This window comes from Salmonella sp. SAL00672 (assembly GCF_046552175.1).
Taxonomy (GTDB): Bacteria; Pseudomonadota; Gammaproteobacteria; order Enterobacterales; family Enterobacteriaceae; genus Salmonella; species Salmonella enterica.
Map to the genome: position 1 here is coordinate 744,899 of NZ_JBGDUQ010000002.1, position 14,817 is coordinate 759,715.

The window sequence follows — 14,817 nt, forward strand, 5'->3', positions numbered from 1 at the left end:
CTTTAAAACCTTTTGCTGTCGGGTCTTACGGCGTTTTTGTTGTGAACTCAGACCTTCGGGAGATAAAAAAGTTTACGCCGCCAGCAGTTCTTTTGCGTTTGCCAGCGTATTACGCGTAACTTCACTTCCTCCCAACAGGCGGGCCAGTTCCTGTAAACGCGCACGTTTATCCAAAGGTTGCATATGGGTTTCGGTCATTGCCCCGTCTGTTTCTTTACTGACAAAGAAGTGCTGGTGACCGCACCCGGCTACCTGTGGCAGGTGAGTGACGCACATCACCTGAGTGGATTCGCCAAGCTGACGCAGGAGTTTACCGACCACGGCGGCGGTTGGGCCGCTGATGCCAACATCGACCTCGTCAAAAATTAGCGCCGGCGTTTCCATTTTGCGCGCGGTAATCACCTGAATAGCCAGCGCAATGCGCGACAGTTCACCGCCAGACGCGACTTTAGCGATAGGCTGCAGCGGCTGACCTGGGTTTGTCGTCACTTTAAACTCCACGCGATCGGCGCCGTCGTTGCTCAGATGATGCTCATCAAATTTCACGTCGATAGTAAACAGACCGTGCGGCATCGAAAGTAAATGCATACTTTCAGTGATCAACTGCCCCAGCTCCTGGGCGTAAAACTGACGCTGTTGATGCAGCGCTTGCGCCGTTTCCAGCGCTTGTTGGTGATGCTTATTAACCGCCAGCGTCAGCGTTTCCAGCGAATCGGCCTGATCGTCGAGCTGCTGCTGTTCTTCGAGCAGTGACTGATAAAGCTGCGGCAGCGCTTCCGGGCTGACGTGATGTTTTCGCGCCAGCGAAATTTGTTTAGCGATGCGCTGTTCAAGCTCAAACAGGCGATTGGGGTCTAAATCCAGACGCTCGCAATAGTGGCGTAATTCATCGCTGGCTTCGGTGAGTTGGATAGTGGCTTCTTCCAGCATATCCAGGATGCCGGAAAGCTTGCTGTCCATACCTACCAGCTCGCTAACCAGTTGTTTTGCGCTATATAACTGGCTTTGCAGGTTAACGTCTTCGCCGTCCGCGAGTAGCGCCAGAGCGTTCTGGCTGGTCGTAAGCAACTGCCCGCTGTTGGCCAGCCGTTTGTACTCTTCGTCAATTTGCTCGAATTCGCCGGCCTGCGGATTAAAGTCGTTCAACTCTTTTAACTGATATTGCAGCAGTTCCGCGCGCGCGGCGCGTTCCTGGCTTTGTTGCTGGTGATGGGCGAGATCGCGGCAGCTTTGATGCCATAATTGGTAGCGAGCAGCCATCTGCTGCGCTAAAGCGGCTTCGTTGGCATAGCTATCCAGCAGCGATTTTTGCTGTTCGGGTTTGGTAAGCTGCTGGTGCGCATGTTGACCGTGAATTTGAATCAGCAACTGACCGAGCTCGCGCAATTGAGACAGGGGCACAGCGGTGCCGTTAATAAAGCCCCGTGAGCGACCATCGCTGCTGATAACGCGGCGAAGTAAGCATTCGCGACCTTCTTCAAGCTGGTTTTCTTCCAGCCAGCGCAATGCCGCAGGCGTGTCTTTCAGCGCAAAGCGGGCACACAAATCGGCGCGGGTCGCTCCGGTACGGACCATATCGGCCTCAGCGCGACCGCCCAGACACAGACCCAGGGCATCAATCGCAATAGATTTACCCGCGCCGGTTTCACCAGTAATGACGGTCATTCCGCTCTGAAAATCGATCTCAAGCTCACGAACGATAGCAAAATTGCTGATGGTCAGTTGCGCCAACATAGCTGTTTTCCTGTATGAAAAACCATGACTGTAATTAAATACAGTATAAACTGGTTTTTTATACAGTAAAGAGGCTAACGTAAAATTAGAATAATTTTTTTGACCAACCGAGTTTTGTGCTTAATGTATTGAAATAGCTATAGTCTTTGGGATGTATCAGGTTGAGATGGTAGTCGCAGCGGCGAATCAGCACATCTTCTCCTTCCTGAATAGGCAGCGCTATCTGACTGTCGCAGCTAATTTCCAGATCGCTACGGCGATGCGAAAAACGCAGACGAATCGTGCTACTGCTGTTAATGACTAACGGGCGCGCCGACAAGGTATGCGGGAACATCGGCACCAGGGTGATGGCATCCAGTGAAGGGGTCAGAATAGGGCCGCCTGCGGAGAGCGAATAGGCGGTGGAGCCGGTCGGCGTAGAAATGATCAGACCATCAGATCGCTGTGAAAAAGCGAAGGTTTCATCAATATAAACCTCGAATTCGATCATATGCGCCACTTTTCCCGGATGCAGCACCACTTCATTAATGGCTGTGCTGATACGCTTCTGGCGCTCCTGTTGGCAGACCTGCGCTTCCAGCAGAAAACGTTTTTCGGAGATATAGCGCCCTTCCAGCACATCAGATAATTGTTGTAGGGCGTTGTCCGGATCGAGATCGGTCAGGAAGCCAAGATTACCGCGGTTAATGCCAATCACATTGATGTCATAACGCGCCAGCGTACGCGCTGCGCCAAGCATATTGCCGTCGCCGCCCACAACTACCGCCAGATCCGCCTGTTGACCAATTTCCGCCAGCGTGCCGGTTGGCACATTTTTTAGCTGTAATTCGTGGGCGATTTGTTGCTCCACAATGACCTCATAACCCTGATCGCATAGCCAACGGTAGAGCATTTCATGTGTCGTGAGTGCGGTGGGATGACGCGGATGCCCCACAATGCCAATACACTTGAAATGATTATTCATTTTTCTGAGGTCCTTGTAGCGAAGATTGATGACAATGTGAGTACTTCCCTTGAAACCCTGAATCTGATCCCCATAATAAGCGAAGTTAGCGAGATGAATGCGAAAAAAACGCGGAGAAATTCATGAGTAGTAAAGAACAGAAAACGCCTGAGGGGCAAGCCCCGGAAGAAATTATCATGGATCAGCACGAAGAGGTTGAGGCAGTTGAACCAAACGATTCTGCTGAGCAGGTGGATCCGCGCGATGAAAAAATTGCGAATCTGGAAGTTCAGCTTGCAGAAGCCCAGACTCGCGAACGCGACACCGTGTTGCGCATCAAAGCGGAAATGGAAAACCTGCGCCGTCGTACTGAACAGGATATCGAAAAAGCGCATAAATTCGCTCTCGAGAAGTTCGTCAACGAATTGCTGCCGGTCATCGATAGCCTGGATCGCGCGCTGGAAGTCGCAGACAAAGCCAATCCGGATATGGCGGCAATGGTCGAAGGGATTGAGCTGACGCTGAAGTCTATGCTGGATGTGGTGCGTAAATTCGGCGTGGAAGTGATTGCTGAGACCAACGTGCCGCTGGACCCGAACGTGCATCAGGCGATTGCGATGGTGGAGTCGGAAGAGGTTCCGGCAGGCAATGTGCTGGGTATTATGCAGAAAGGCTATACGCTGAACGGTCGTACCATTCGCGCGGCGATGGTGACTGTAGCGAAGGCGAAGTAAAAGTTTGATGGCCGATGTAAAGTCGGCCATTTTTTTAGCTTAAAAAATCCTGCACTTCCAGCTACGGCGTGTTGAAGTCCTCTATTTTTTTATATTCGCTCATTGGCAGAACGACCACATTATAGGTGTCAGATCCTTCATTCAGATCAAAAATCTGGAAGCCCCTCTTATTGAGTTCGGTCTGGATGCGTTCAAAGATCTCGTCAAGGTAACGGTCCCCGGCTTCACAGACATCGGAGATTTCATCCTCTTGGGTTATTTCGACAAGAAGATTTCTTAATTCCTCAGAATCCGTCAGGTTTTTTGTGAGTTCATAAAAGCGATCTGCGGCAAAATTAGCCAGTTCGCCTTCTTCATCTTCACCTTTCCAGTCAACGAGGTGAATAAATCCTTCGCCGCGTAGAACTTGTAAAAATGCCTGTGCCAGCTCGTTATTTCCGAGATCGCCACCGCTACAATCCAGGACGTCCTGCAACCCATATTCGTCTTCATCTTCGTCTTCAAAGATTTCAGGTTGCGTCGAAAGTTGAGAGAAAATAGTGGGCCATAAGGTTGGGTTGTGCGATAAAAAAACGTTGGCGACGACGTTGAGGTCGTCTGCAAAATTCTTATCCCATTCAATTACATAATTTTCTGACATAACATCAATATCCTTTCTGAATGCCTGAAAAGACATTATTGCATTGTTAAGTAAATGGCAGGAATTGATGGAATCTTAAAAGACGGCGATAAAAAAGGCGAACCGGAGTTCGCCATTGTGTTACTCCGCCACACTCTCGCGCAGCGGTTTTACCGGTACAACCTTTACCTGCTTAATCATATTTTCCTGTACATCGAGAATATCGATATCGTACTGCTCAATGCGCACGCGCGTGCCAGCAACCGGAATTTCCTCCAGCGCCTCCAGAATCACCCCATTGACGGTGCGCGCGTCATCTTCCGGCAGGTGCCAGTTAAACGCTTTATTGATTTCCCGGACGTTGGCGGTACCGTCAATAATGACCGAACCGTCGTTTTGCGGCGTGACCTCTTCCGCCAGTGTCGGCGACATCGATGTGGTGAAGTCGCCGACGATCTCTTCGAGAATATCTTCCACGGTGACCAGCCCCTGGATATCGCCATATTCGTTGACGACCAGTCCGACTTTCTTTTTATTGCGCTGAAATTTAATCAGTTGTGTACTGAGCGGCGTACCTTCCGGGACGTAATAGATTTCATCGGCGGCGCGCAGCATCATCTCTTTGGTGAACTCTTTTTTCTCGGCCATTAACCGCCAGGCTTCACGCACGCGCAGCATACTGATGGCGTCATCCAGCGAATCGCGATAGAGCACAATGCGTCCGTGCGGCGAGTGGGTGAGCTGCCGCTCGATAGACTTCCAGTCGTCATTGATATCGATCCCGATAATTTCATTACGCGGCACCATGATGTCATCCACGCTGACCTTTTCCAGGTCGAGAACCGACAGCAGCATATCCTGATTGCGGCGAGAGATTTGCGAACGGGATTCATGCACGATAGTGCGTAATTCCTCTTTGCTTAACGACCCGCTAACCACGATGTCCGTTTTAATTCCCATCAGACGCATCAGCAGGCGGGTGATGGTGTTAAGTAACCACACCAGCGGCATCATCAGTATCTGTAACGGCGCCAGCAGGAAGCTGCTGGGATAGGCCACTTTTTCCGGATAGAGCGCGGCGATAGTTTTGGGCAGGACTTCGGCAAAAACTAACACGACAAACGTCAGTACCCCGGTGGCGATAGCCACGCCAGCGTCGCCGTAAAGCCGCATACCCACAATCGTGCCGAGCGCCGAGGCAAGAATGTTGACCAGGTTATTGCCGATCAGCACCAGGCTTATCAGTCGGTCGGGTTTACGCAGTAATTTTTCTACCCGTTTTGCCGAGCGATTACCTTGCTTCGCCATATGGCGTAAACGGTAACGGTTTAGCGTCATCATTCCAGTTTCGGAACCGGAAAAATAGGCCGAGATGACCACCATGATGATTAATATGATAATCAGCGTGGTGGTGGAGATGTGTTCCAGGGGAAACTCCTTTAAAAGCTTAGCTTACAAATTGCTGTAATATGCGGCTACCAAAATAGGCCAGCGTCAGAATACCCGCGCCTGCGACGTTAAACCACACGACCCGCCGACCCCGCCAGCCCTCATGGTAATGCCCCCACAGCAGAACGATATAGACAAACCATGCCACAATAGAGAGCACGGCTTTATCAATATTTTCAGTACTGAACAGGTTATGCATGTAAAACAGGCCGGTACACAGAGTAAGGGTCAGCAGTACGACGCCAATCTGCGTGATATGAAACATTTTGCGCTCAATGCTCATCAATGGCGGCATTTCATTACTAAACGCCAGCTTTTTGTTCTTCAACTGATAGTCGATCCACGCCAGTTGTAGCGCATACAGCGCGGCGATTATCAGCGTCGCGTAAGAGAAAAGCGACAGACCGATGTGCACCATCATGCCTGGGGTCGCTTCCAGATGCGTAATATATTCATTAGGCATGAACGTGGCGAAGGCCAGGTTAATCAGCGCAAAAGCATAGACAATGGGCAGAAGTAGCCAGCCGCGATTACGCGACGCGACAATGGTCATCACCGTGCAGATCATCAGACTGACCAGCGAACCGACATTCAGCAGGCTCAGGTTTTGTCCACTGTCGCCGCCGGGCAGAATACGCGATTCCAGCGCGACAGCATGGCACACCAGCGCGATGACCGCAGAAAGAATAGCCATACGCCGCCAGCCGCTGTTTTTTTGCAACAGTCCGGGAACGATCAGCGCGAGGCTGAAGGAGTAGGCGACAAGGGCAAGTAAAGCAAAAACGGGCATAGTTGTGTCGACAGTTGACCAGTGAGAAAGAGAAGCAGTATAGCGTTACGTGACCGCAGCTCCAACCGTTGCATAACAACAAAGACGGCTTCATGGTATACTGTGGCGAAATTCTGTAACTGTGTCGCTGCGGCGACCAACCGTTTCCACCCCAGGCGAGAGACAATGTTTGATAATTTAACCGATCGTTTGTCGCGCACGCTGCGCAATATCAGTGGCCGTGGGCGCCTTACTGAAGACAACGTTAAAGAGACGCTGCGCGAAGTGCGCATGGCGCTGCTGGAGGCTGACGTTGCGCTGCCGGTAGTGCGTGAGTTCATCAATCGCGTAAAAGAGAAAGCGGTTGGTCATGAAGTTAACAAGAGCCTGACCCCAGGGCAGGAGTTCGTCAAGATTGTCCGTAGCGAACTGGTTGCGGCGATGGGCGAAGAGAACCAGACGCTGAATTTAGCTGCGCAGCCGCCAGCCGTAGTATTGATGGCGGGTCTGCAGGGGGCGGGTAAAACCACCAGCGTCGGTAAGTTGGGTAAATTCTTGCGCGAGAAGCACAAGAAGAAAGTGCTGGTCGTCTCTGCCGACGTCTATCGCCCGGCGGCGATCAAACAGCTCGAAACGCTGGCTGAGCAGGTTGGCGTGGATTTCTTCCCGTCTGATGTCGGCCAGAAACCGGTTGATATCGTCAACGCCGCGCTGAAAGAAGCGAAGCTCAAATTCTACGACGTGCTGCTGGTGGATACCGCCGGTCGTCTGCACGTTGACGAAGCGATGATGGACGAAATCAAACAGGTCCACGCTTCTATCAAGCCAGTAGAAACGCTGTTTGTCGTCGATGCGATGACCGGTCAGGATGCGGCGAATACCGCAAAAGCCTTTAACGAAGCGCTGCCGTTAACCGGCGTGGTGCTGACCAAAGTTGATGGTGATGCTCGCGGCGGTGCGGCGCTCTCTATTCGTCATATCACCGGCAAGCCGATTAAATTCCTCGGTGTCGGCGAGAAAACCGACGCGCTGGAGCCGTTCCATCCGGATCGTATCGCCTCGCGTATTCTCGGCATGGGCGACGTGCTGTCTCTTATCGAAGATATCGAAAGCAAAGTTGACCGCGCACAGGCTGAGAAGCTGGCGACCAAACTGAAGAAAGGCGACGGTTTCGACCTGAACGACTTCCTGGAACAGCTCAAACAGATGAAAAACATGGGCGGTATGGCCAGTCTGATGGGCAAATTACCGGGCATGGGGCAGATTCCGGACAACGTTAAATCGCAGATGGATGACAAGGTGCTGGTGCGTATGGAAGCGATCATCAATTCGATGACGCTGAAAGAGCGCGCGAAGCCGGAAATCATCAAAGGTTCCCGCAAGCGTCGTATCGCGCAGGGCTGTGGGATGCAGGTGCAGGACGTTAACCGCCTTCTGAAACAGTTCGACGACATGCAGCGCATGATGAAGAAGATGAAGAAGGGCGGGATGGCGAAGATGATGCGGAGTATGAAGGGGATGATGCCGCCAGGCTTCCCGGGTAGATAAATATATCGGGCTACCTTATTTGCCATTTTGACGCCGGAGTGTGCTCGACAAAACACGATAGTGTTTTGAACGCCCTTTAGGGCGGCCCGAAGGGCGAGCGGAGCGAGTAAATGCTCACGTACTGCGTGTACGCTCCGCTTTCTGCGCGCACGCCGACGCCAAACTGGCTGCAACGGTCACGCCCTGGAATCAAGCTTCATCACATGTTGATTGCTTTTTTCCCAGAAATCAGTAAAATTTTCGGGCTTTTAATATGACGCCGGGCTCCGTTCCTCGATGGGGCCCGGTTGTTTTATTCACACAAGAGGATGTTATGGTAACTATTCGTTTAGCTCGTCACGGCGCTAAAAAGCGTCCGTTCTACCAGGTTGTTGTCACCGACAGCCGTAATGCACGCAACGGTCGCTTCATTGAGCGCGTTGGTTTCTTCAACCCAATCGCTAGCGAAAAAGAAGAAGGCACCCGCCTGGATCTGGATCGCATCGCTCACTGGGTTGGCCAGGGCGCAACCATTTCCGATCGCGTTGCGGCGCTGATCAAAGAAGTAAAAAAAGCAGCTTAATCTGTCACGGTGGTCATGATGAGCAAGCAACTCGCCGCACAAGTACCCGCTGAACCGGTTGTACTGGGGAAAATGGGTTCTTCATACGGTATCCGTGGTTGGCTCAGAGTGTTTTCCTCCACTGAAGACGCCGAAAGCATTTTTGACTATCAGCCCTGGTTTATCCAGAAGGCGGGTCAGTGGCAGCAGGTACAGCTGGAAAGCTGGAAGCACCACAATCAGGATCTGATCATCAAGCTGAAAGGCGTTGACGATCGAGATGCCGCGAATCTTCTGACAAATTGCGAAATTGTCGTGGATTCCTCGCAACTTCCTGCGCTTGAGGAGGGAGACTACTACTGGAAAGACCTGATGGGCTGCCAGGTAGTCACCGCTGAAGGCTACGATCTCGGTAAAGTTATCGACATGATGGAAACCGGGTCGAATGACGTTCTCGTCATTAAGGCGAACCTGAAAGATGCATTTGGTATCAAGGAACGACTAGTACCGTTCCTCGATGGGCAGGTTATCAAGAAAGTCGATCTCGCTACTCGTACTATCGAAGTAGACTGGGATCCTGGTTTTTAAACCACCGAATAAACGGTAATAAATGGCGTTATGGGGATTGGCTTGTGTTTATTGGCATCGTTAGCCTGTTTCCTGAAATGTTCCGCGCAATTACCGATTACGGGGTAACTGGCCGGGCAGTAAAAAAAGGCCTGCTGAACATCCAAAGCTGGAGTCCTCGCGACTTCACGCATGACCGGCACCGTACCGTGGACGATCGTCCTTACGGCGGCGGACCAGGGATGTTAATGATGGTGCAACCCTTGCGGGACGCCATTCACGCAGCAAAAGCCGCGGCAGGTGAAGGCGCTAAAGTGATTTATCTGTCGCCTCAGGGACGCAAGCTTGATCAAGCGGGCGTTAGCGAGCTGGCCACGAATCAGAAACTCATTCTGGTGTGTGGTCGCTACGAAGGCGTAGATGAGCGCGTAATTCAGACCGAAATTGACGAAGAATGGTCAATTGGCGATTACGTTCTCAGCGGTGGCGAACTACCGGCAATGACGCTGATTGACTCCGTCGCCCGGTTTATACCGGGGGTTCTGGGGCATGAGGCATCAGCAATCGAAGATTCGTTTGCTGATGGGTTGCTGGATTGTCCGCACTATACGCGCCCTGAAGTGTTAGAGGGGATGGAAGTACCGCCAGTATTGCTGTCGGGAAACCATGCCGAGATACGTCGCTGGCGTTTGAAACAGTCGCTGGGCCGAACCTGGCTTAGAAGACCTGAACTTCTGGAAAACCTGGCTCTGACTGAAGAGCAAGCAAGGTTGCTGGCGGAGTTCAAAACAGAACACGCACAACAGCAGCATAAACATGATGGGATGGCATAGGCCCCCGAATATCAGTTTACCCAGGATAAGAGATTAAATTATGAGCAACATTATTAAGCAACTTGAACAAGAGCAGATGAAGCAGAACGTACCTTCCTTCCGTCCGGGCGATACCGTGGAAGTGAAAGTATGGGTTGTTGAAGGTACCAAGAAACGTCTGCAGGCATTTGAGGGCGTGGTTATCGCTATTCGTAACCGCGGTCTGCACTCTGCATTCACTGTTCGTAAAATTTCCAACGGCGAAGGCGTTGAGCGTGTCTTCCAGACTCACTCTCCGGTAGTTGACAGCATTGCTGTTAAACGTCGTGGTGCTGTTCGTAAAGCTAAACTGTACTACCTGCGTGAGCGTACTGGTAAAGCGGCTCGTATCAAAGAGCGTCTTAACTAAGAACGTATTCACGCTACATCCAAAGCGTGTTATAAAACAAGGGGTTGGCGACTTGCCAGCCCCTTTTTTATTAGCGGTGGCGGCAAATTGGCGGCAGAGATTGCTGCGATGGCGACAGATATAAAAAAACCTGCCGAAGCAGGTTCAAAGCCAAAGTTGCTGTTGTTGGTTTCTGATGGGGTGGGGCGGAGCAGGATCAACAGTCCCCGGTTTCACAATGAATCTTGATAGTGTCTCAAAAGTGATAAATGTACATCCGCAATTTATGTTTTGGCACTGGTGATAACGTTCTTTCGTTTCGGTGCTAAGGTATCGGCTAGTGCGAGCATGTGCAGCGTTTTGGCATAACGGGCAGTGCATCATAATTATTCCCCCTGCTGGCGTATCTGAGGGAATAATAAACTCTAAATTTGCATTTTCAAGTTTTGATTTGCTTTTTTAGCTTTCGCTTTCTTCTGAGCTATACTCCACATCAGTGAGCTTAACCTCAAGCTCTAAGCCCGTCGTGAAGCCACTTTTATTCATATTGTGAGTCACCTTACTGATTAACCAAGATTGCTCGTCTATGACGCGCTTAAAGCCTGACACGCGCACCGGTGTCTCAGGGAATAAATCAGCCCTACCAAGCGCCAGCGTAATTGAAAACTCCGCAACGCCTCGCTGCAGCTTATCCCACTTAGCCTGAGCGGCGCGCATCGCCTGCGCTCTGGAAGCGTAGACCGTCGTCAGTGCCAGCACGTTATCGGCCTCACCGACCATATACTCACCTTCGCGAGCCTCCGGCTCTTTTCTGGACTTCGTCTTTTTGCTAACCGGCTTTGCTTTCGGGTGTTCCAGTGCGCGAAGGTGCTTCTCTTTTGGCTGGCGTTTCAGCGTCACTTTCTGTTTTTGCGGCTTCGGGTCTTTGGTGTGCAACCATTTAGCTGTTACACCGGTATAAGCTCCGCGGTCGGCAATGGCAAACTGATGGCGGTCGCCGTCACTGCGGGTCAGCGTCATTTGTGGAATGGGCTTACCGCTGGCCGTCAGCGCACTACCGGCTTTCAGAAAAAGGAGCTTTCCCGCTTTAACCGATACAGTCGCTCCGTTTCGGTCAGCCAGCCGGGTAAGAAATACCGCGTCGGATTCCTGCGACTGGTCGATATGCGGTACCGGGATTTGTTTCAGCGAATCCGCGACGCTGGCCGTCAGTTTGTTACGCTTTGCAATGGTGCTTACCAGCTCACCGAGGGTGGTATCGTGCCATGATTCTTCACGTCGTGAATTGAGCGTTCCGCGAAAGTCTGCGCTACGCGCCCGGATGGTCAGGGTATCAGGCGCGCCCCGGTGCTCAATCTCATCGACCGTAAAATCGCCTTTATTCAGTAGCGCCGAACCCTGCCAGCCAAGCCACAGCGTCAGCACCGCCCCGCGCAGGGGTAACTCGACTTTGCCGTCGGTGTCGTCGAGCTCAATGTCGAGCTGGTCAGCCTCAAACCCCCGGTTGTCGGTCATGGTGAGAGAAATCAGCCGGTCACTAAAATTGCTGGTAATGTCCTGGCTGTTCAGCGTTAGCATAAATGCCGGTGCAAGACTGGCGCCGGCGTCAATGGTCATGCCTGTAATCATGTGGTCAGCCCTCCGAGCGCACCCTGCAGCTTATCGGTCAGATTACCGGCAGAGCCGAGAAGCTCGCTCGCCTGTTTATTCAGGTCGCCAAACATTGCCGTCAGTGATTCATCGACCCGTTTTAGCGAAAGCGTGAAATCAATCTTTCTTGCCGCGCCATCGCTGAAAAACTCGGCGTGCGTGGTCGACACCTTATCGATGATATACATCCCGAGGATTTTGCCAGTCCCCTCAATCAGCGGCCACGCCCTGCCCTCATCGGCCATCAGTTCCACAGCCAGCAGGGATATATGACCGCCGGTAATGGCAGGGTAAAGTGTACCGGCAAGCTGTATTGCGGTTTCCCCCTCGCCGAGAAACTGATATGCAGGCGGTTTACCGACCCGGTCATTAGACGCCCAGCGGTAATCTTTCGAATGCTGCATTGACTGATAAGGCAGAGTACGGAGTTCAAAAACAAACATTCCCAGCGCAAGCATCATCGTTTTATCCTTCCTCAGAAATCGTGGGTCATACTGGCACGCTGGCGCGCACGTTTATCACGTTCAATCTGTTCGAGCGTGTCGCGTAACTGGCGGTCAAGCTGATGCCCCGGCGCAACACCACCCGGCAGAGTGATGTTGTATTCGCTTTTGCTCTGGTCAATGTAAGAGCGCCCCGCCGGTGCGGTAACGGGCTGATAAGCCTGATAGCCGCCATATGTGCTGGTTGCCGGGATGTAGGAATTACCCTGCATGGCGGCATTGGTTCTGGCGGCGGTCTGGTCGATGTTGCCTGACTCTTTGTTGATAATGCCGAGCTTTTCGAGAAGCCAGTCGACACCGCTGCGCAGCTTGTTAAAAACATTGAGCGGAGCCATCAAGGCCGAAGCCAGTGCCTGACCAAATATAACGCCGACATTTTTGCAGCTATCGAGCGTCTCCTGTGTGGCCTTCACCGGTGCAATCAGGTCTTTAAACCATTGCCAGACTCCGCGCAGCCTCTCACCGAGTCCATCAAAAATGGGTGCCAGTGGCGCAAACATTTCCCCGACCGGAGCAAAAGCACTCATGATGCCCTCAATCACCCCAGAGAAAAATGCGCTGATAGGCTCCCAATATTTACGGATGAGTAACGCCCCGGCCACAATCGCCGCCCCGACGGCCACAATCGGCCAGGTAATCGCACCGAGTGCGGTCACAATGGCACTACCGGCGACAGTAAAGACCGTACCCAGTACGCCAGCAGCAGCGATAATGGCGTTAACCCCCATGACAACCGGCCACGCAACGAGACCAATGCCGCCGATAATGCCAATCAGAGCAAGTGCGCCACCGGCGATAATGCCGATAGTTTCCGCTAATTCCTTGTTGTCTTTGATCCAGTTATCGAGTTTTAGCACATATCGCGTTGCTGTCTGAGTTAGCTGACGCAACGAGCTATCTTGCTGGTCGTAAAGGTCGGTTCCGACGGCCTCATAAGCAGATTGAAACTCTTTAAAGTCGCCGCCGAGGTTATCCTGCATAACCTTGACCAGTTCCTCGGTTTTACCGTCTGAATCCTTTATCGTGGCAGTTAGCTTATCGAGTTTTCCGCTTGCTGCTGCCGCCATAAGGACACTTGCAGACTTCATAGCCTCCTCGCCGAATATCGTTTTTACGTACTCGGCCTTTTGTGAGGTACCAAGATTGTTGCGCTTAAAACTGGCCTGCATCTCTTTCAGAATGGTAAATAACGGGCGCGTATTGCCTTTGCTGTCCGAGGTTTTAACCCCTAACTCTTTGAGAGCATCGTATGCTTTGCCTGTGGGCGCCTGTAGTCTCGTTATAACAGCAGCGCCGCCCGTCCCAGCCATTGACCCCCTGATATTGTTGTCATGCAGCGTGCCGGTAATCGCCGCCGCTTGTTCAAGACTCACTCCAGCATTTTTCGCAACAGGGGCAAGATAACTTAATGAGTCACTTAGTCCCTGAAAATCAGCGGTGGTTTTGTTCATCGTGGTTGAAAGAACATCACCGATATGCGCAGCCGCATCATTAGAAAGCTGAAAGGCGGCTTTTGTCCCCATCAACAGTTGCGCGTTTTCCTCCATTGTTTTTCTGTTCGCAAGTGACAGGTTGAGAGTCACAGGTGTCATAGCCGCTATAGCTGCCGCATCACCACCACCTTTTGCAATGATAATCTGCGCACTGGCTGCATCATCAGCAGAAGCGGCGGTATTGTCACCGAGCTGGCGCGCCTGTTTACGTAGCGCCTGCATTTCTGGCGACTGCTTTTCTACCCCGAGCACAGCCTGCAGCTCGGAATTTTTCTGTGCAAAGTCATAACCGGGCATCAGTAATTTAACCCCGGCCATCGTTCCCGCCGTCGCAATACCGACCCCGGCAGCACCTGCAGCAGCCATGTTACCGGCAAGCTCTTTACCTGATTTATATCGTTCTTTCACCCGGCTTAATTTCGCCTGCTGCGCACTGATGCGCGCCAGTGCCTCACGCTGTCGGTTAAGCTGCGCCGTCGTTTCGCTGATGGAGGTTTTGAGTCGACGTTCATCGGCAGACAGGGTGCGGGTATTGATACCGGCTTGTATCAGCTCGGAACGCTGGCGCTGTACCGATGTTCTCAGGCTGTTATATTTCATCTGCAGCTCAGAGGCGGCACGTTTTGCCGCTTCGAGCGCCTGCGCCTGTGCGCGGGTCGGACTGGTGGTGTTTTTAAACTGCACAGCCAGCTCACCGGCTTCGCGCTTTGCCTTGTCAAGCGCCTGACCAGTCACGGCCAGTTGCGCGCTTGCCTTACGAAAGCCGTCGATTTTCGACGCCTGACCGTTCAGGTCGCGCAGACCCTTTTGTATGTTGCGAATATCACCCGACAGGGTTTTACTCGCGGTCTGGATGGATTTAAGCGGTCGGGTCGCCTGGTCGACCGCTTTCAGCAATACCTCAAGCCTCAGGTTATTACTCATTGTGGTTTCCGCTACGCTGCAGCGCCTTTTCGCGCCATGTGATGAGCTCGCTCAGGCTCAGGGAACAGAGTTCTGATGGCGGCCAGTGGAATATCACTGCGATATCCGCCATCAGGTCATCAGTCGACAGGTCTGGCGGGAAG

The 14,817-nt window shown here is 52.2% G+C and carries 16 protein-coding genes; 6 read left to right on the forward strand and 10 right to left on the reverse strand.

Annotated elements, in window-relative coordinates:
• Positions 1-72: 72 nt before the first annotated feature.
• Positions 73-1,734, reverse strand: a complete 1,662-nt coding sequence (gene recN / locus ACLJTG_RS09420) for a DNA repair protein RecN (protein ID WP_000880965.1) — start codon at positions 1,732-1,734, stop codon at positions 73-75.
• A gap of 85 nt (positions 1,735-1,819) precedes the next feature.
• Positions 1,820-2,698 (reverse strand): NAD(+) kinase, encoded by an 879-nt coding sequence (gene nadK, locus ACLJTG_RS09425; RefSeq protein ID WP_001059160.1) that lies wholly within the window; start codon positions 2,696-2,698, stop codon positions 1,820-1,822.
• Positions 2,699-2,820: 122 nt separating this feature from the next.
• On the opposite strand from nadK, the gene grpE reads away from it, so the two are divergent.
• A complete protein-coding gene (gene grpE / locus ACLJTG_RS09430; protein WP_001518875.1) occupies positions 2,821-3,411 on the forward strand; it encodes a nucleotide exchange factor GrpE in 591 nt (196 codons plus the stop codon).
• A gap of 61 nt (positions 3,412-3,472) precedes the next feature.
• Here the strand turns inward: grpE and ACLJTG_RS09435 are convergent, their stop codons facing one another.
• The 3 genes from ACLJTG_RS09435 to ACLJTG_RS09445 form a co-directional block, all read right to left on the reverse strand.
• Entirely contained in the window at positions 3,473-4,051 is a 579-nt protein-coding gene (locus ACLJTG_RS09435) for a cytoplasmic protein (RefSeq protein WP_410958949.1), read from the reverse strand.
• A gap of 120 nt (positions 4,052-4,171) precedes the next feature.
• Positions 4,172-5,458, reverse strand: coding sequence for an HlyC/CorC family transporter (locus ACLJTG_RS09440; protein WP_127172650.1), 1,287 nt, complete (start codon positions 5,456-5,458; stop codon positions 4,172-4,174).
• Positions 5,459-5,477: 19 nt separating this feature from the next.
• Complete coding sequence (locus ACLJTG_RS09445) at positions 5,478-6,269, reverse strand: inner membrane protein YpjD (protein WP_001537507.1); 792 nt, start codon at positions 6,267-6,269, stop codon at positions 5,478-5,480.
• 165 nt (positions 6,270-6,434) lie between these two features.
• Between ACLJTG_RS09445 and ffh the strand changes: the two genes are divergently transcribed.
• The 5 genes from ffh (at position 6,435) to rplS (ending at position 10,125) form a co-directional block, all read left to right on the forward strand.
• On the forward strand, positions 6,435-7,796 hold the full coding sequence (gene ffh, locus ACLJTG_RS09450; RefSeq protein WP_000460052.1) for a signal recognition particle protein: 1,362 nt from the start codon (positions 6,435-6,437) through the stop codon (positions 7,794-7,796).
• A 313-nt stretch (positions 7,797-8,109) separates the two neighbouring features.
• On the forward strand, positions 8,110-8,358 hold the full coding sequence (gene rpsP / locus ACLJTG_RS09455) for a 30S ribosomal protein S16 (protein WP_000256453.1): 249 nt from the start codon (positions 8,110-8,112) through the stop codon (positions 8,356-8,358).
• A gap of 18 nt (positions 8,359-8,376) precedes the next feature.
• Positions 8,377-8,925, forward strand: a complete 549-nt coding sequence (gene rimM / locus ACLJTG_RS09460; RefSeq protein WP_000043266.1) for a ribosome maturation factor RimM — start codon at positions 8,377-8,379, stop codon at positions 8,923-8,925.
• A gap of 44 nt (positions 8,926-8,969) precedes the next feature.
• On the forward strand, positions 8,970-9,737 hold the full coding sequence (gene trmD, locus ACLJTG_RS09465; RefSeq protein ID WP_000469807.1) for a tRNA (guanosine(37)-N1)-methyltransferase TrmD: 768 nt from the start codon (positions 8,970-8,972) through the stop codon (positions 9,735-9,737).
• Positions 9,738-9,777: 40 nt separating this feature from the next.
• Entirely contained in the window at positions 9,778-10,125 is a 348-nt protein-coding gene (gene rplS, locus ACLJTG_RS09470) for a 50S ribosomal protein L19 (protein ID WP_000065257.1), read from the forward strand.
• A 144-nt stretch (positions 10,126-10,269) separates the two neighbouring features.
• On the opposite strand, the gene ACLJTG_RS09475 is transcribed toward rplS, so the two are convergent.
• The 5 genes from ACLJTG_RS09475 to ACLJTG_RS09495 form a co-directional block, all read right to left on the reverse strand.
• Positions 10,270-10,488, reverse strand: coding sequence for a DNA-binding transcriptional regulator (locus ACLJTG_RS09475; protein ID WP_000972010.1), 219 nt, complete (start codon positions 10,486-10,488; stop codon positions 10,270-10,272).
• Between the two features lie 75 nt (positions 10,489-10,563).
• A complete protein-coding gene (locus ACLJTG_RS09480; protein WP_023888554.1) occupies positions 10,564-11,733 on the reverse strand; it encodes a phage late control D family protein in 1,170 nt (389 codons plus the stop codon).
• Positions 11,730-12,215, reverse strand: coding sequence for a phage tail protein (locus tag ACLJTG_RS09485; RefSeq protein ID WP_001749785.1), 486 nt, complete (start codon positions 12,213-12,215; stop codon positions 11,730-11,732). Before ACLJTG_RS09485 ends, ACLJTG_RS09480 begins: the two co-directional genes overlap by 4 nt.
• Positions 12,216-12,229: 14 nt before the next feature.
• Positions 12,230-14,674 (reverse strand): phage tail tape measure protein, encoded by a 2,445-nt coding sequence (locus ACLJTG_RS09490; RefSeq protein WP_410958950.1) that lies wholly within the window; start codon positions 14,672-14,674, stop codon positions 12,230-12,232.
• Complete coding sequence (locus ACLJTG_RS09495; RefSeq protein WP_322741397.1) at positions 14,667-14,804, reverse strand: GpE family phage tail protein; 138 nt, start codon at positions 14,802-14,804, stop codon at positions 14,667-14,669. Before ACLJTG_RS09495 ends, ACLJTG_RS09490 begins: the two co-directional genes overlap by 8 nt.
• Positions 14,805-14,817 lie beyond the last annotated feature (13 nt).